The following is a 17248-nucleotide window of genomic DNA, read 5'->3' as shown; positions in this document are numbered from 1 at the left end:
GGATGCCGCTGCAATCGGGGCTAGAGTTGCAGTCATCATTTTCAACATTCGAAAAAATATTCACAAAGTTTGTCATCCTAAAAAGATCTAGGCTTAGTATTATAAATATAATTATGGAAAGATTCGTGCCTAGATGCTTCCAGCATGACAAACTTTGTGGTAAATCATTAAGTTCAAAAATTAATTTAGTACTTTTTAAAAACAAAAAAGCGAAACCAAAGTTTCGCTTATATAATTATGAATGATTAAAATTTATTTAAAGTCTGAAAATCAACTAAAAATAGTCAACCATCAACTAAATTAAAACAAATCATTCAACATTTTCGCCAATCTCAGACCTCCATAAAGAAGCTGTCTTTCCAAAGTATCATTAAATTTATACAGATAATCGTAAGATAATTTAGAATCATTTGGAGTCTGTGCGTAGATTTTATTCGCAATTTTGTGAGAATCGTACAACCAGTCTTCCAAAGTTCCTGTCTGGATTTGTTTTACTTCATCATTAGATTTAATATCCAATAATTTAGCATATTCAGTATAGCTGTATTTTTGAGAATCTACTAATTTTCCGTCCCAAACTGAGTGTAAATTTGTTTTTTCTCCAAAATAAGTTACATTAATTTTGTTTCCACCCAAATCTTCCGCTCTTCCTACGTGTAAAGGCTGAGCCAGATCTCCCATAATGTGAATTAAGAAAATTAATGCGATTTTTCTGTCTTTTTCAGAAGTTTTTTCATCTTTAATCTGGCTCGACAAAACTTTCGCCTGGGTATACAAACTCGGACCAGCCTGAGCTTCCAGATTCTTCTCAAAAGCTTTGAAATCCGTTTGTGGATCGATGTTTACATAATGCCACGCTGAAGCCTGTTTCCAAACACCGGTAGTGTCAGATTTAATGAAATCCGGCCAGTTTGCCCAATAAGCAAGACGCTCTCTTCCCATGATTTTCTTGATCTCTCTTCTTGCCTTCCCCGAAAGGTGGTTTTCTGCAATTTCTGCAATAATTCTGTGCCCCGTCAATCCCCATGCATACGAATAAAGCGAAGATGCAATGAATGCTAAAACCAAAATTTTAGAATAAATACTTTTCATTGTAAATAACATTTTCAGGGTGCAAAGATACGGTTAATTTAAGGTTTAGCTTAAGGTTAAAGCAAGCATTTAAAAAATTAACCAAATATTAAAATTGAAATTAAATATATTCATTTCTATGCCTAAAGTTTAAACTCAGCCTTAAAATTTCCGTATTTTTACTATTTCTGCTTTATATTATTCTTTTTAATGCTAATAAATTACTATTTTTAGAATAAAATTAATCGAAAAATATTTTTTCAATAATTTGAGATATATTATTTTTACAAGCCAAAAATCACAGCAAACACTATGTATGAGAATAATATTGTAGATATGCATTACAATAAGCTGCAGACAGATTTCAAAGCGGAAGCTGTGGCAGTAAACCTTTTAAAATATCAAAGGGCAGTAAGCAATATTTTCATTGAGCGAATCGGCATCAATGATCGTGCTTATTTAAAGGATATTAAAAGTATTTCAAGCGACTATCTTGGTTTTGACGAAGAAGTTTTCACAATAGAAACGTACAGAGAAGGCATCTATGATTATCTTCCTGAAGGATTGTTTCATCCGCCGTCGTTGGGAGCGACACGAAAAAATGTGGAAAGTGTAGTTCGCGAGATCCGAAAACAGAAAAAAGTAGAGGAGGATGCAAGAAAGTTTTTCCAGCCTTTTGAATTGGAAATATTTTTCACCGAAATCAGCGCTTTGCTTAAAGAATTTGATTTCGAAATTTCCAGCGACACCGATTCTTTGCTTCACACGGTAAGCGAACTTTGGCCGCTAATCAATATGCTAGATAAAAAGAACGCTTATATTTTCATTTATATTTTACCGTTTTTCCATCAAATAAGAGGCGACAAAAAATGGTTTGAAAGATGTATGAGCGCATTTTTGCAGGTTCCTGTAGAAGTAACTTTTTCACCGAATGTAATCGACGGAATCGAAGAAAATGATGATTCAATGTTGTTGGGAAATTCTAGATTGGGAGTGACTTATATTCCGAGTGGAAGCCATATGGACGGACAAAGAAACTGGGTGGTTAACATCGGACCAATTCCTTATTCAGAAATGAAAAAGTACATCGACGGTAGCCCATTCCGAAAAGTTTTGCAGGCTTTATATGATTATTTTTTACCTGTAAGCGTAGATGTAGAGGAAAATTTTATCACAGAAAAAAAGGAATATTCGTTTGCTCTGGAAGATGATGAAAGAAATGCAAACCGCCTTGGTTACTCTACATTCCTGTAAAATATTTTAACTATATTTACATTCACCAATAAAAATATTAATTCGATAAAAGACAAATGGAAATTTCTTCAGTTAAAGGGATCTTTTTAAGGTATATTTTAATGCCTTTGTTTGCAGTAATCATGATGGTAATCTTAGGATTTATCAGAAGAAATAAACCTGCGATACAGATCAAGACCATTATTATATATGTTCTGTTATGCAGCTTGTGTCTTGCAGTTCCGGGAATTTTCGGATTTGCAGGAAATCTTTTTAATCCTTATTGGTACCTTATTGCGCAGATTGTTTATCTTATTTTGGGTATTATTCATGTGAATTTATCCGATAAATATTTCAAAAAACATTTTGAATCAACAGCGAAAAGTATCTTGTTTGAATCCATTCTTTCAATTACTTGTATTGGAGCAGGAGGTTATCTTTTTTATCTGATTTTCAACTGGATGAGTAAAGGGACAGGTTATCCGATCATGGCGGCGACAAGTATATTTATTTTTCTTGTTCCGTTAGTTTTTCATTACTGTTATGTGCAGTTAATTAGTATTCCGGTTGATATTTATAAGACTTGGAGATATTCTCCGGATCAGAGACTTCCTGATTTTGAAGGAGCAGATTTCGACAGACTAATGGTTCTGAATGTTGAATTAAGCAAAAATTTAGAAGATTCAAACCGATTCAGAATTAAGGCAAAAACTTTACCGACAGGGGTTACTTTCGGAGATTGGTTTTACAGAGTGGTTGATGATTATAATCACAAGAATCCAAACTCGATTATTCATCTTTCAGATCAGATACAAGAGCCATATTATTGGATTTTTTATACGAAAAAATCGTTCTTTAGCTTTAGAAAATATATAGATTTCGACCAGGATATTACTCAGAACAGCATTGCAGAAAACGATGTTGTGATCTGCAAAAGAGTGATCCAGCACGAGGAAGAAGGACTTAGAAAACCACAATCACACACAGTTTAAAAATATTGAATATGATACAGCCTATTAAGCATTTTGCAATCAATTGGGTTGACGGGATGAAGGTTTCCCAGAGACATCTTAATGATCAGGATAATTTTTTAATTGATACCATCAGAGATTCCAACTCATTGGGAATCACGACATATAATTACGGACTTTTACCGATTTCAAACGAATTTACGGACAGAACAATTTTTGATGTTCATAATACAGCGACAAATGATGTTCAGCTGGTGATAAAGCACTGTACTGCAGTCACAATGGCGGGTTACAGAATCTCTTTGAATGATAGGAGAGTGAGCGTAAAATCATTGGCAAAAACAATGAATGAAGAACAAGCTGATGGTGAATATTATATCTTAATTTCTGTTAATCCGTTTGATAAAGTTCCGTTTGGAGATATCGATCCGGAGGAAATTCCGCCGCGTCATCCGAACACGCAACCGAATCATCATATCGAATTACTTCCTGTAACTTCTTTGAACAGCAGCTACTCCGGAGGAAATTATCTGATTATTGGTAAGGTAGATTTAAAAGGTAACATTGCTCAGGTGGATTCTAATTTTATTCCGCCTTGTACATCGATTCAGAGTCATCCTGCGTTGTTGGACTATTATAATATTTTTGCAAAATCTATTGGAAATTTGCAACAGTATGCATTTAAAATTATTCAGAAATCATCGCATAAAAATCAGAATACAGCTTTAGCACAAAACGTTAAGTTCTTGTGTAATACAATGGTTACGACGTTTGGAGATATGTATTTCCAATTTAGAAATATTACTCCGTATCAACCGCCTGTATTTTTGATTGAGTCTTTTGCAAAACTGGCGCTTCGTATGTATAATGCGACTCAGGTTTTGGTGCCTGCAGAGCTGGAAGAAATGCTGAATTACAGTTTAGAATGGAGTGAAATTGCTCCTCATACTTTGTTAAATCAGCTGTCAATCGTTGCAGAAACCAATTACGATCATCACAATTGCGGAGAGCCATTGCTTTATATTCAACAGATGTTGAGAAGTTTAGAAACAATTTTCGCTAAATTAAGTGAGTTGGATTATATCGGTCAAAGAAAAGAAAATATCATTGTTAATGAGCAGGAAGTTTCAAACAACAACAATCCGAAAAGAGGTTGGAGTGTTTTAGATTAAACTCATTCGATGTGAAAAATATAAATCCCGTTATCATAATTTCGGGATTTTTTGTGTAAAAATGTTTATTAAATAGAGAATAAAAAATAGTAAGATTTGTCATTCCGTAGGAATCTAGACATCGAAAAGTGATAGATTTTTCCTTAGTCAGAATGATACATTTTAAAATAAAATTATAAATAAAAAAATGAACTTAGATAAAATAAGACAAGACATAAAAGGATTATCAGATGGAAAAATTTTTCTAAATAATGCGGGATCATCCTTAATGCCAACAATCGTTGTAGATTCTATGATTGACTATTTAAAGCAAGAAGAACAATTTGGAGGATATGAAGTTGCCAATAGAAATACAGAATTATTAGAACAATTTTATGACGAAACTGCAAAATTAATTAATGCTCAACCTTCCAATATTGCTTTTGCTACAAGTGCTACAGATGCTTATGCAAAAGCTTTGTCAAGCATTATTTTTAAAGAAGAAGATGTTATTATCACAACGGTTGACGATTATATTTCGAATCAAATTGTTTTTATTTCATTACAGAAAAAATTAAATGTAAAAGTTATAAGAACGAAAAATCTTTCAGACAATGAATTGGATCTTGAAGATTTGGAAAATTTAATTAAAAAACATAATCCAAAATTAGTTGCAGTTACCCATATTCCAACAAATTCAGGATTGATTCAAAATGTTGAAGCGGTTGGAAAACTTTGTAAGCAATATGATGTTTTGTATTTGGTAGATGCTTGTCAGTCAGTCGGTCAGTTGGTTGTTGATGTTGAAAAAATAGGTTGTGATTTTTTAACAGCAACCGGAAGAAAATTCATGAGAGGTCCGAGAGGAACAGGCTTTTTGTATGTTTCAGATAAAGTTTTAGAACAAAATTATGCACCATTATTATTAGATATGAGAGGAGCAAATTGGTCTGAATTTGATGATTATGAATTATTTAAAACAGCAAAAAGATTCGAACATTGGGAAATTTCTTATGCATCTTTATTAGGATTAATGGAAGCCACAAAATATGCTAACGTCGTTGGAATGCAGCATATCGAAGATTATAACAAAAAATTATCTCAAAAATTAAGAGAAAATCTTAAAAACATTGGTTTTAAAGTTTGGGATTGGGGAAATAATCTGAGCAGTATTATCACTTTTTGTGAACCGAATGGTGATCTGGAAAACAGTCAAAAAGTTTTGAAAGAAAATAATGTTTTCTTCTCAGTGACTTATAAAAATTCCGCATTAATAGATTTTACAAACAAAAATATCAATGGAATTGTAAGATTGTCACCACATTATTTCAATACACCTGAAGAAATAGAAAAAGTTTCTGAGATTTTGAAGAATAGCTTAAAATAATTTATCATCAATCATTTAGATTTTATTTGAAAGACTGAAATAATTAAAATAAATATTAACTGGATATTTTAACTTCTTAAATAAAATCTAATTGGTTCAAAATTATTTTTTTACCAATATTTTTTCCGTCGCTTTTTTACTCAAAACTTCCTGTTTTCCGGAAACTTCTATGGTTATGGATTTGTCAAAACTTTCAATTTTAATTATTTTAATTTTAGTATTTAAAAGCAATTTTCTTTCTGTTAAATAATTCAAGAAAGCATCGTCAGACAGTGTAACCGAGGCAAATACAACTGTTTCGCCAACTTCACAATTGCTTAATTTCTGTAAATCCTGAGCAATTATATTTCCGTCTTTATCTGGAATTGGTTCGCCGTGTGGATCAAATTTTGGATAATCAAGAATTTCATCCATCTTATCAAAGAAAATAGTTGAATGAACGTGCTCTAATTGTTCTGCAATTTCATGGACATTTTCCCAGCCGAAGTTCATTTTTTTTACCAAAAACATTTCGGTAAGTCTGTGTTTTCTTACGACCAAAGCAGCCTCGCGTCTTCCTTTGTTGGTGACTTTCAGAGGTTTATATGTTTCGTAGATAACCCAGCTTTTCTCTGCAAATTTCTTCATCATATTATTAACGCTTGGCATTTTTACATTCAAAAATTTGCTCAATTCGTTAATCGTCACTTTCCCTTCATTGTCAACTAAATGAAACAAAGCCTTCAGATAATTTTCTTCTGTTAATGTTGTTTTCAAAATGTTAGATGATTTTCATTACAAATCTAACAAAATATTATTAATTAATTATGCTTGTATGTTTAACTTTTTTTAATTTTACTCTATGAAATTTTCATTCAAAAACGACTATTCAGAAGGTTGCCATCCTAATATTTTACAGGCTCTTTTAGAGCATAATCTCGATCAGCAAGCGGGTTACGGAGAAGACGAATATTCTTTGAAAGCCAAAGAGTTAATTAAAGAAAAGATTAAGAATCCCAAGTCGGATATTTATTTTGTTTCGGGTGGAACTCAGGCAAATCTTATTGTAATTTCTTCAATTTTAAGACCTTATCAATGTGCAGTTTCTGCCGGGACAGGGCATATTTTAAATAATGAAACCGGAGCGATTGAAGCAACCGGACACAAGATTTTAAGTGTTGAAAAGGGAGATGGAAAATTAAAATCGGAAGATATCATTCCTGTCCTGGAAAGTCATAGAAATGTTCCTCATCAAGTGATGCCAAAATTGGTATATATCTCAAATTCAACGGAATTGGGAACAATTTATACTTTAAAAGAATTAGAAGATCTTTCTAAATTTTGCAAAGAAAATAATCTCTATCTGTTCATGGACGGAGCAAGAATTGGACATGGTTTGACCTCGGAAATTAGTGATTTGACATTAGAAAAAGTGGCGGAGCTAACTGATATCTTTTATTTGGGGGGAACTAAAAATGGAGCATTAATTGGGGAAGCAATTATCATTAATAATCAGGAACTTCAACAGGATTTTGCGTTTAATATTAAGCAAAAAGGGGCTTTATTGGCAAAAGGAAGACTGTTGGGAATTCAGTTTTTAGAGCTGATGAAAAATGATTTGTATTTTGATTTGGCAAAACATGCCAATCAACAAGCGATGAAAATTAAAAATATAATGAAAGAAAGGGGAGTCCAGTTTTTATCGGATACCTACACCAACCAGATTTTCCCTATTTTAAGTAATGATTTAATTGAAAAGCTATCAGAAAAGTTTGAATTTTATGTTTGGAAGAAAATTGATGAAAATTTTTCAGCCATTCGTTTAATTACTTCTTGGAACACAGGGGATGAACCTATTAATAATTTTATCGAAATTTTAAAAAACGAATTATAAAAAATGGTGGGTATTTTAAATCCCACCATTTCAATTTTATTTCAATGCTTTTGTAACTATTTTACAGTCAGCTATTTTTAGATTTCTTCCTCCTGCATATTTTATTTTTTTCTCGTTGGCATATTTTGTCCCTGTTTCAGCATCTCTTTCGCCGATACCTTCCATCAGGCCATCCTTTGTCTGAAGAAAATAGATGTCATTTTTGTTTCCGGCAACACCTTCCGAAGCAAATTCGTATGTCAACTTAAGCGTATCACCTGATTTAAAACCACTTAGATCACCCTTATTATTGTCTTTTTCACTATTTTTTGTCACCATTTTCCCTGTCACTGTTCCGAGATTATCATCGATACTTACAAAAACAGTATCTTTTCCTGTCACTCCCATGTAGCAGAAAGATTTTGAGCCTAATGTATCAACTACTTTTTCCGTTGCTGCAGTGGTATCTACTGTTGTCTTTTCCGTAGCCGGTGTTTCTGTTTTTTTATTACAATTCATCAAAAAAACTGATAATGAACTTAATAGGATTAGCTTTTTCATATTTTTGCTTATTATGTTAAATCAAATTTCAATAATGCTAAATTAATAATAGTATTTATATATGAAAGCAAAATTATTTTAAATAAAAAATAATTCATCAATTTTAAATAATTTATGATTCTATATTAAGTTAAAATTTACATTAAATGATAATTTTTCCTAATCGCTGAGAATCGCTTAAAATAAATTTTTCCGAATACTTTCCCGTATAACAGAAATATAACTTAGGCACGAAAACTGATAGAATTGAATCTAAAACTTCGAAATGAAAAAACTTCACAAAATTATTTTTATAGCTTTAATTTTAGGATTAAATTTTTCAAATGCACAAACACCACAAAACTATATTTACACTTCTTCAGGAGATTTACATGATATTGAAAAAATGATTATCCGAAAAGATATTGGAGGTGTACAAATTGTTTATAACTGGAGATCATTGGAAAAGGCGAAAGATGTTTATGATTTTTCCAGAATCGAAAAAGATTTGGAATATTTAACCAAGTTAAATAGAAAATTATTCATTCAACTTCAGGATCGTTTTTTTGAACCAAAAGCAAGATATGTTCCTGATTATATTTTAAATGAAAAGGAATTTACCGGTGGCTTGGTTGCTCAGTACGATAATCCGGGAGAAAACAGACCGATTGGAAATGGTTGGGTAACACAACAATGGAATCCTGCTGTTCAACAAAGATTTCAGAAATTGATAGGAGAGTTGGCAAAGAAATTTGATGGAAAAATTCAGGGGATCAATTTACCGGAAACTGCGATTGATATTGATATGAAACGCGATAAGACAGGTTTTAGCTGTGATAAATATTTTCAGGCTGAATTGGATAATCTGAAATTTGCTAGAAATGCTTTCAAAAAATCTTACGTTTTACAATATGTGAATTTTTTTCCGTGTGAATGGGAAAACGATCATAAATATATGTCAAGATTATTTGATTTTGCGAATAAAAATAACATTGGGCTTGGGGGACCAGATATTGTTCCAAATAAAAATGCACAGATGAAAAATTCGTATCCATTTTTTAATCAATATAAAGGAAAACTTTTATTGGTGGCAATGGCAGTTCAGGAGCCAACACTGACTTATAAAAATCCGAAGACGAAAAAACCCTTCACAAAAGAAGAGTTTGTAGAGTATGCAGAAAATTATCTTGGAGTTAACATAATATTCTGGAGCGTAGAATCGCCTTGGTTGAAAAATTCTAAATAAACTTTTTCTCGCTGATTTGGTAGATTTATTTAATAAAAATATACATAAACATCTGCATAATCTGCCAAATCAACGAGAAAAAATAAAAATGAGTTACAAAAAACTCATAACTCATCATTTATAATTCATATTTTTTTAAACTTTCAAACAACCTCGAAAACCTCTCGCGGCATAATAAGAATCAGCACCGTTGTGATAAGTAAAAACTGTATCGTAACGGCGATCGCAAAAAATTGCGCCTCCCAAATCTCGAATATTCTCAGAGGTTTTGATCCAGCTTGAAGTTTTTAAGTCAAACTTTCCAAGTTCCTGAAGCTGGCGATATTGTTCTTCGGATAAAAGCTCGATGCCCATTTCAGAGGCTTTATCAATAACATTATTTTCTGGTTTGTTGGCTTTTCGAGATTCCCAAGCTTGATAATCATAGCAAAGACTTCTGCGTTTTGGACTTTCCGGAGAGCAGTCGAAGAAAATATATTCGTCTGTTTTTTTATCGTAAAAAATAACATCGGGTTCCCCTTCAGTTTCTTCCATTTGATTTAAAGACCATAATTTTTCAGGACTTTTTTCTAGTTTTGATTGAATTTTTTCCCAATCTAAACCTTTATGACGATTCATATTTTTTTCAAAACGGGCTTTTAAAACCTTTAAAATTTCTGTGCTTTGGTCTGCAGTTAGTTTCTTTTTGTTCATATTTTTCTGTTTAAGGTGGAATTAATTGCAAGAAGTATGTATCTGATTTTTAAAGTTTTAATCATTTAAACCTTTTCCATTAAGAATTTCCGGGATGTATTTCTCAATTCTGGATTCTCTGGTTTTGGATTGTTTAGCAGAAGAAAAGTAGAGTAGGTAAGCTCTTTGTCTTCCTTGTGTTAATGCTTTAAAGGCCTCTTTTAATTCTGGATTTTCATCTAGTTTTTGTTGAAATTCTTCAGGCATTTCGAATTCTTTAGTTTTCTTCATTTCAACTTTTACTCCAGATTCTTCAACTTCAACAGCTTGGAACATATATTCTTTCAAGATATATTCTAAATCAATGATTTGCTGCAAGTTGGTGAAACGAATTTGTCTTGCCGCCTGTACATTTTCAGTTTGTTGAATTAGAATATTTTCAGGATCTTTCATTAATGCACCTTTGAAAAAGAGTAGTGCACAATATTCTTTAAAGCCGTGAATTAAGAAAATATTTTTCCCTTCGTAAGTATAACAAGGACAGCCCCATTTCAAATCTTCTACCAATTCCGTTTTCAGGGCGATTGATCTTAATTTTTCAAATTCTTTTTGCCATTGCTGGGCTTTATCAAAGAAAAAATCAACTTTTGTGTTCATAGCTTAAATTTTGTGAATTATTATATTAATGCTCAGTTGTGAATAGTGAATTTTGCAAGGATTGTCTATTTAATTTTTATTGAAAATTTCCTGTAATCTATTGTGAGCCATATTAATACCTTGTGCGAAAGGAAGCTTTAACATTTGATCTCTAAAATCAACAGATTTATAAATGATGTGAATCGTAATTTTGCTCGTTTTATCCGAAAGTTTTTCAAACTCTAAAAATTCCATTTGAACAGGAAAGGGCGTATTTTCCATTTGAAAAGTTCTTATAATTCTCTGATTTGGAATAACTTCGTGAATCGTTCCATTGGCACTGAAAACAACTTCACCTTGAGGATTTGAAGTTTCAAAACGGTAACTTCCATGTTGTTTATTTTCAAATTTTGTGACCTTTGTTCCCATCCATTGTTCGAAAAGCTCGGATTCAGTGTAGGCTTTGAAAAGAAGTTCAATAGGGAGATCAAACTCTCTGATAATGAAGATTTCCTGCTTTCCGTCTTCTGCATGGATTTTTGTTTTGAGTTCCATATTTCTATTTTTTGTTTTGGTAATTTTTCATGATTTCTTCTAACTTATTGAATTTTTCATCCCACATTTTGCGGAAAGGTTCTATAAAATCGGCAATTTCTTTCATTTTAATAGGGTTCAAATGGTAAATAATTTCGCGACCATTTTGCTCAGATTTCAACAATTCACATTCTGTAAGGATCTGCAGATGCTTTGAAACAGTCGGTCTTGCGGTGTCAAAATTCGAAGCAATTGCACCGGCTGTCATCGACTGTGCCGCCACAAACATCAATATTGATCTTCTTGTGGGATCGGCTATTGCTTGAAATACATCTCGTCTTAAATTCATTATGTAGTTATTTGGCTACAAATTTAAATGAAGTTATTTGACTACACAAATTTTCATGAAAAATTTTTAGACTAAATTAAATCTGATAAGAAGTATGAAAATAGAAGATTAAGCTAATTCCCAAAAGCGTGAGTGTACTTAAAAACAATTCTGATAGGCTTAGGATGTTTATCAATTAAGGGCTTAAAAACAGCTATAAAAAAGCTTGTTAAACAATAGCAGACAATACCAATGGAAATCTTAATTACGATTAATAAAAAGTCCTATAATTTATATTATGTTAAATTGTATTTATTTTAGAAAATCAAAATCAATGAAAATCAAAAAATTATCCGTTTGCATAATTACAGTTCGTTTTAATGAAAAACCTTCTATAAGTCATTAAAAGAAGGTTTTAAAAAATTTAATTCTATCTTAGATTCTTATTAAGGATATTTTCAAGTTTATCAAAAAAATTATATCAACTTTGTCGTATAAATCGACGTGAACTGCTTTAGGAATTATCATTAATTCTTTTCTGTAAAGCTCATTTTTTGTTATTCTGAATCTCAAAAAAATATAAAAGTGCAGTCTTTTTAGAATGCACTTTATATTTACATTAAATTTTAATAATGATTTAAAATCCAAAAACTCCTCCTGAAACAGAGATCAATTCTCCGGTAATCCATCCCGCATCATCCGACGCAATAAAAACAACGGCTTTTGCAATGTCCTCAGGTTGGCCAGTACGTCCTAAAGGTGTATTGGCAACAAATTTTGCTTCTGCTTCACTTCCGATAAATCCAGCTGCGGTAGATCCTTCCGTTTCAACAATACCCGGCAAAATAGAATTGATGCGAATATTTCTTCCGCTAAATTCCTTAGACAAGGCTACAGTCAAAGCATCCATTGCTGTTTTTGTTGCTGAATAAACCGAACCTGTTGGAAGCGGAGATTTGCTTGCTCCTGAGCTGATGTTGACGATATTTCCACCTTTTTCTCCAAATAGTTTCAAAGCTTCCTGAATAGAAAAAATTGAACCTAAAACATTAATATTAAATTGATTATGGAAAGATTCTTCAGTAATTTGTTCTACCGGTAGATAATCATAAATTCCGGCATTGTTTACCAATACGTCTAATCCTCCGAAAGCGTTTTTTGTTTCCTCAAAAAGTCTTATTACATCTTCTTTTTTCGAAACATCACCTTGTATCGCAACAGCCTCTCCTCCATTGTCGATAATAGCTTTTACTACTTTATCGGCACCTTCTTTACTGGATGCATAATTTACGACTACTTTTGCTCCTTCTGCTGCAAATTGTTTGGCAATTGCTGCTCCGATCCCTTTTGAAGCTCCTGTTATTACTGCTATTTTGTTTGTCAACTTACTCATTATTTTGTATTTCTTTAAGTTTGTAATGCAAAGTTATGGCATGAAAATTTATTTTAGTAACTTTGTTACGAAAAGTAACAGTAACCTCTAAGTAACAACATAACAATATGGTAACGACAGAATGTAAAATTCGCGAAGAGAAGCAGCATAAAAAAGAAATGATGGCCGTTCAGGATTCTATGGACGTATTGAGCGGAAAGTGGAAAATATCCATCCTGTCTTCGGTATGCTATTATAATAAGAGAAGATTTTCTGATATTTTAAATGATGTGGAAGGTATTTCTAACAAAATGCTGAGCAAGGAATTAAAGGAGCTTGAATTTAATAAATTGGTTAAGAGAACTGTTTTAGATACGCATCCTGTTACCGTTCAGTATGAACTTACGGCGCACGGTTTAACTTTAAAAACCATCATTAATAATCTTGTAGAATGGGGAATTCAGCATAGAAAGGAAATTATTGGAGATTAATGCTTTCAAATAAATTTAATTTATATCAATAAAACCGTTGGTTAATCTTTTCCATTGGATTTTTGAAAAACCGATCATTCCACCAATAGCTATGAATAAATTTCTTATTTTATTTAAAAATGAAGAATTAAAATTAGGATACTCATTTCGTCCATAAATACCGGCTTTGATGAAATTTTTGCCTCTACAAATGATAAATGTTGATGTAGATTCTTGGGAATAAAAATGAGCAATGTGGAAATTATTTTTATCCTGAGGGTTTTCTGAAGGCTGGCAAACCATTGAATAACACTCTAAAATTTCATTATAATGATATTCGCTGATGTTAAGGATTTTCACCCAATCATATCCTTTTGCTTCAGAATTTCCCGGTCCGGGAATATCTATTCTTATAAAGTCTCCTTCTTTTGGAAATCTATTGATAAAATTTCCTTCAGAATCAAATAATTTGAAATCGGCAAAACCTTCCCCACAAAAGCTTCTCCAGTCGTTTACTGCCAAAAATTTTCTTTTCAAAATTTCGAACTGTTCTGTTGCAGTTTCGGGATTATCAAATTTTTTGCAGGTTTCCGTATCATGAAAGCCACCTTTCATTTGTTGGGGTACTCCGGGAATTAATTTTGCTCTCATCATAATTAAATATGTTCATCTAGAATAACAGTTAAACTTCAAATAAAGGTTGGTCACGTTAAAGACATCATTGAATTAATAACAAACAAATAAACAATTAAAACCATAAGTCTTCACGATGACCAACAAAATATCTCTAGTTTTTCACTCAATCTCTTTTTCAAGGTTTGTCGTTGTAATAACGACTTCCACCCTAGCCCCGATTGTCGCGGCATCCTTTTTGGGTGCGGCTGGAACGAAGTGGAAGCCGTACCCAAAAAGATAAAGCAGAAAGCGGGAATAAGCTTCAAAAAAATTTAAAAAATCTATGAATCGCTTATTTCCAAGGGTCTAAAACAACTTTTACACAGCCATCTTCTTTTTTATGAAAAATTTCGTAGCCTTTTGCCACTTCATCCAAAGAAAGTCGATGGGTAATAATGTCGTCGAGCTTTACCTGTCCGGTTTCAACGTACTTTAATAATTTGTCGATGATCGCATGAACAGGCGACTGTCCGGCTTTCAACGTGATTCCCTTATCGAAAATCTGACCAAGCTTAAAATTGTCGTAATGAACGGGATAAACGCCTAAAACAGAAACAATTCCGCCACGTCTTACCCCGCTGAGACAGGCTTCCAAAACTTTGATAGAACCTTTTTCAAAATTAATCAATGCTTTTGCTTTATCTAAAAAGCTTCTTTCGGGTTCAAATCCGACCGCATCGATGCAGAGGTCAGCGCCACGACCATCCGTTAAATCTCTGATCTGAGCAACGGTTTGTTCGGCATTTTCCCATAAAATAGTGTCGCAACCCGTTAGTTTTTTAATCTGATCTAATCGATAAGGCAAAGTATCAATCACGATTACTTTTTTGGCATTGTGGAGAATGGCACTTTTGGCTGCCATTGAGCCGACTGGTCCTGCTCCGAAAATCGCAACCGTCTCGCCACCTTTCAAATCTCCCCACATAACGCCTGTATAGCCTGTTGGGAAAATATCTGTGAGGAATAAAACCTGCTCATCCGTAAGGTTGTCGGGAACTTTTCTCGGACCAACATTGCCATAAGGAACGCGTACATATTGCGCCTGTCCGCCGTCGTAACCTCCGTAAAGATCGGTATAGCCGAACATTCCGCCCCCTTTTTCGGTGAGAATCCCGCCTTCAGGACCGTAATGATCCGGATTGCTGTTTTCACAAGCTCCCGGAAGATCATGCTGACAAAAATAACAGCCTCCGCAAGCAATCGGAAATGGAACAACAACTCGGTCTCCGACTTGCAAATGGGTAATGTTTTTCCCGGTTTCTTCGACTATTCCCATAAATTCGTGTCCCATAACCATAGGTTTCAACTGAGGCATTCCTCCGGAATACATATGAAGGTCGCTTCCGCAAATGGCCGTGGAAGTTACTCGTAAAATGATATCATTTTCGGTTTGAATAATTGGGTCTTCGATCGTATCGCAGGTAATTTTACCCGGAGCGTGAAATACTGCAGCTTTCATAATTTTAATATTTTGTGATTGTGTGTTTAAAAATTGATGATTCAAGCACTATTTAAATTTTTAATAATGCCTGATGAAAAGCCATATAGAATTCTATATGGCTTAAGAATATATAAAATTTTTAAATTTTAATCTTCCTGTTCTGCATCGAAATTAATTGATGTCTCGGCAATTTCTGTAAGATTGTAGTCTGTATCTTCTTCTTCCTGTAATGTTTTTTCCAGAAGATCGGCAGCTTTGTCGTGTCCCATTGTGATTGCCAATTGAGCTAAACCTCCATAAGTTGCGATTTCGTAATGCTCGACTTTTTGTGCAGCGATGATAAGTGCCGCATCTCTCGTCATAGAACCTTCTTTTGTAGATTTAATGATTTCTTCGCCTTCTTTTATTAAGCCTTTGATGGCTTCACATTCCTTTTTTTCGGGCGTTTCATCAATTAATTTAAATACTTTTTCCAGACGGCTTACATGTTTTTTTGTCTGCAGCTGATGATCTTCAAAAGCATCTTTCAGCTCTTCTGTAGTGGCTGCTTCCTGCATTTTTTCCAGTGCATCGATGATGGCATTTTCTGCAAAATAAATGTCCTTTAAAGAATCAACAAAAAATTTATGAAGAGAAGAATTTTTCATCTCATTTTTATCTACAATAGCATTATCTACAGACATTTTTTTCGTGCCAGATGTAGCTGTTGTTGCTGAAGAAGGGGTTGTATTGGTCGTTTCTGTTTTTGTTGCCATGTGATTGTGTGGTGTTTTTGGTTAAAAGATTACCTCTTTAATCTAATAAAGAGGTAATCATGGAAAATAATTATGAATTACGTCTGCCTCCGAATCCCGATCTGCCGGAACCTGAAGATCTTCCGTTGCCATGAGACGCCTGACCGCCCATACGAGCAATTCTCGTACGATCTGCCTTGCTCATTGCTGCGAAACCTCTTTTTGATGATCCAGATGATCCTGAATTGGAATTTCGACCTGAATTGCTGCTATTATTTGATCTTGAACCAGAACCTGAGCCGGAGTTAGATCCAGATCTAGAGCCTCCACTACTGCTTCTGCTACCTCTTGGTCTTCCCGGATTGTCGTGTCTGTGATCGTAATTATCGCTGTTTGATGATCCTCCTGAAGACGACCTGCCCCTTCCGGAAGAACTAGAACCTGAGTTTGAATTTGAGCTTCTTCCTCTTCCAGATCCGCTGCGGGAATTTCCTCCTCTGCCACTTCCTGAAGTAAATCTCCCTTGATTATCTCTACTTTGGTTTCCGTTTCCGCCTCTGTTTCCGCCTCTTGAGCCACGACCTCTGTTGTCATTGTCATCATCCTCTTCATCATCGTCGTCATAATCTTCATCATCATTGTCGTCATAGTCTTCATCATAATCATCGTCATCGTCGTATTCATCGTAATAATCCTCAAATTCTGAGAAATCATCATCATATTCCTCATCCTGAGAGGCATCGTTGAAACCGTGGTCGTAACCTAATTGATAAACTTCTTCAAGAGTTGATCTTGATTCGTTGTTGGAAGAATTGTTTCTTGAACTTCGATTGTTTGAATTTCTAGTGTTCATAACTGACTTTTTTTATATTAATATTGTGGTGTTTTTTTAACTGCTATTTTTGACTAGTATTTCAATAGCAATTAAATGATTT

Annotated in this window: 19 protein-coding genes; 7 read left to right on the top strand and 12 right to left on the bottom strand. The window is 33.5% G+C overall.

The features are described 5' to 3' along the window. Nucleotides 1-300: 300 nt before the first annotated feature. Nucleotides 301-1092 (bottom strand): S1/P1 nuclease, encoded by a 792-nt coding sequence (locus ACKX2A_RS02075; protein WP_415327366.1) that lies wholly within the window; start codon nucleotides 1090-1092, stop codon nucleotides 301-303. Between the two features lie 291 nt (nucleotides 1093-1383). Here ACKX2A_RS02075 and ACKX2A_RS02070 point away from each other — a divergent pair, with 291 nt between their 5' ends. The 4 genes from ACKX2A_RS02070 to ACKX2A_RS02055 all read left to right on the top strand — a co-directional run bounded on the left by ACKX2A_RS02070 (nucleotide 1384) and on the right by ACKX2A_RS02055 (nucleotide 5813). After that, on the top strand, nucleotides 1384-2325 hold the full coding sequence (locus ACKX2A_RS02070; protein WP_415327365.1) for a type VI secretion system baseplate subunit TssG: 942 nt from the start codon (nucleotides 1384-1386) through the stop codon (nucleotides 2323-2325). Between the two features lie 56 nt (nucleotides 2326-2381). After that, nucleotides 2382-3296 carry a TssN family type VI secretion system protein gene (locus ACKX2A_RS02065; protein WP_415327363.1) on the top strand — a complete coding sequence of 305 codons (915 nt, stop codon included), beginning with the start codon at nucleotides 2382-2384 and terminating at the stop codon, nucleotides 3294-3296. Between the two features lie 11 nt (nucleotides 3297-3307). Next, nucleotides 3308-4447 (top strand): hypothetical protein, encoded by a 1140-nt coding sequence (locus tag ACKX2A_RS02060; protein ID WP_415327362.1) that lies wholly within the window; start codon nucleotides 3308-3310, stop codon nucleotides 4445-4447. A gap of 187 nt (nucleotides 4448-4634) precedes the next feature. Then, nucleotides 4635-5813: an aminotransferase class V-fold PLP-dependent enzyme gene (locus ACKX2A_RS02055; RefSeq protein ID WP_415327361.1), complete on the top strand. Its 1179-nt coding sequence runs from the start codon at nucleotides 4635-4637 to the stop codon at nucleotides 5811-5813. Nucleotides 5814-5915: 102 nt separating this feature from the next. On the opposite strand, the gene ACKX2A_RS02050 is transcribed toward ACKX2A_RS02055, so the two are convergent. Beyond that, a complete protein-coding gene (locus ACKX2A_RS02050; RefSeq protein WP_415327360.1) occupies nucleotides 5916-6569 on the bottom strand; it encodes a metal-dependent transcriptional regulator in 654 nt (217 codons plus the stop codon). Nucleotides 6570-6654: 85 nt separating this feature from the next. Between ACKX2A_RS02050 and ACKX2A_RS02045 the strand changes: the two genes are divergently transcribed. Then, nucleotides 6655-7686: a threonine aldolase family protein gene (locus tag ACKX2A_RS02045; RefSeq protein WP_415327359.1), complete on the top strand. Its 1032-nt coding sequence runs from the start codon at nucleotides 6655-6657 to the stop codon at nucleotides 7684-7686. 36 nt (nucleotides 7687-7722) lie between these two features. On the opposite strand, the gene ACKX2A_RS02040 is transcribed toward ACKX2A_RS02045, so the two are convergent. Then, nucleotides 7723-8226 (bottom strand): hypothetical protein, encoded by a 504-nt coding sequence (locus ACKX2A_RS02040; protein ID WP_415327357.1) that lies wholly within the window; start codon nucleotides 8224-8226, stop codon nucleotides 7723-7725. Between the two features lie 265 nt (nucleotides 8227-8491). Here ACKX2A_RS02040 and ACKX2A_RS02035 point away from each other — a divergent pair, with 265 nt between their 5' ends. After that, a complete protein-coding gene (locus ACKX2A_RS02035) occupies nucleotides 8492-9451 on the top strand; it encodes a hypothetical protein (protein WP_415327356.1) in 960 nt (319 codons plus the stop codon). Between the two features lie 135 nt (nucleotides 9452-9586). On the opposite strand, the gene ACKX2A_RS02030 is transcribed toward ACKX2A_RS02035, so the two are convergent. From ACKX2A_RS02030 to ACKX2A_RS02010, 5 genes are all read right to left on the bottom strand, one after another. Then, nucleotides 9587-10144, bottom strand: a complete 558-nt coding sequence (locus tag ACKX2A_RS02030; RefSeq protein WP_415327355.1) for a DUF4256 domain-containing protein — start codon at nucleotides 10142-10144, stop codon at nucleotides 9587-9589. Between the two features lie 57 nt (nucleotides 10145-10201). Next, the gene (locus ACKX2A_RS02025; protein ID WP_415327354.1) at nucleotides 10202-10780 is read right to left on the bottom strand and encodes a YdeI/OmpD-associated family protein; all 579 of its coding nucleotides are present in this window, start codon (nucleotides 10778-10780) and stop codon (nucleotides 10202-10204) included. A gap of 69 nt (nucleotides 10781-10849) precedes the next feature. Continuing rightward, on the bottom strand, nucleotides 10850-11314 hold the full coding sequence (locus ACKX2A_RS02020) for an SRPBCC family protein (protein WP_415327353.1): 465 nt from the start codon (nucleotides 11312-11314) through the stop codon (nucleotides 10850-10852). Between the two features lie 4 nt (nucleotides 11315-11318). Then, nucleotides 11319-11642, bottom strand: a complete 324-nt coding sequence (locus ACKX2A_RS02015; protein WP_415327351.1) for an ArsR/SmtB family transcription factor — start codon at nucleotides 11640-11642, stop codon at nucleotides 11319-11321. A 616-nt stretch (nucleotides 11643-12258) separates the two neighbouring features. Next, nucleotides 12259-13014: an SDR family NAD(P)-dependent oxidoreductase gene (locus ACKX2A_RS02010; protein ID WP_415327350.1), complete on the bottom strand. Its 756-nt coding sequence runs from the start codon at nucleotides 13012-13014 to the stop codon at nucleotides 12259-12261. 107 nt (nucleotides 13015-13121) lie between these two features. On the opposite strand from ACKX2A_RS02010, the gene ACKX2A_RS02005 reads away from it, so the two are divergent. After that, nucleotides 13122-13484 carry a winged helix-turn-helix transcriptional regulator gene (locus tag ACKX2A_RS02005; protein ID WP_415327348.1) on the top strand — a complete coding sequence of 121 codons (363 nt, stop codon included), beginning with the start codon at nucleotides 13122-13124 and terminating at the stop codon, nucleotides 13482-13484. Nucleotides 13485-13499: 15 nt separating this feature from the next. Here the strand turns inward: ACKX2A_RS02005 and ACKX2A_RS02000 are convergent, their stop codons facing one another. From ACKX2A_RS02000 to ACKX2A_RS01985, 4 genes are all read right to left on the bottom strand, one after another. After that, nucleotides 13500-14117 (bottom strand): hypothetical protein, encoded by a 618-nt coding sequence (locus ACKX2A_RS02000; protein ID WP_415327347.1) that lies wholly within the window; start codon nucleotides 14115-14117, stop codon nucleotides 13500-13502. Between the two features lie 313 nt (nucleotides 14118-14430). Next, the gene (locus tag ACKX2A_RS01995) at nucleotides 14431-15597 is read right to left on the bottom strand and encodes a zinc-dependent alcohol dehydrogenase (RefSeq protein ID WP_415327346.1); all 1167 of its coding nucleotides are present in this window, start codon (nucleotides 15595-15597) and stop codon (nucleotides 14431-14433) included. Nucleotides 15598-15725: 128 nt separating this feature from the next. Next, entirely contained in the window at nucleotides 15726-16334 is a 609-nt protein-coding gene (locus ACKX2A_RS01990) for a ferritin-like domain-containing protein (protein WP_415327345.1), read from the bottom strand. Nucleotides 16335-16404: 70 nt separating this feature from the next. Further along, nucleotides 16405-17166: a KGG domain-containing protein gene (locus ACKX2A_RS01985; RefSeq protein ID WP_415327344.1), complete on the bottom strand. Its 762-nt coding sequence runs from the start codon at nucleotides 17164-17166 to the stop codon at nucleotides 16405-16407. Nucleotides 17167-17248: the final 82 nt, after the last annotated feature.

Origin of the sequence: Chryseobacterium sp. MMS23-Vi53 (assembly GCF_047651245.1) — a bacterium.
Taxonomy (GTDB): Bacteria; Bacteroidota; Bacteroidia; order Flavobacteriales; family Weeksellaceae; genus Chryseobacterium.
The sequence above is the reverse complement of the archived record's forward strand: the minus strand, read 5'-3'. Positions and strand labels throughout refer to the sequence as shown.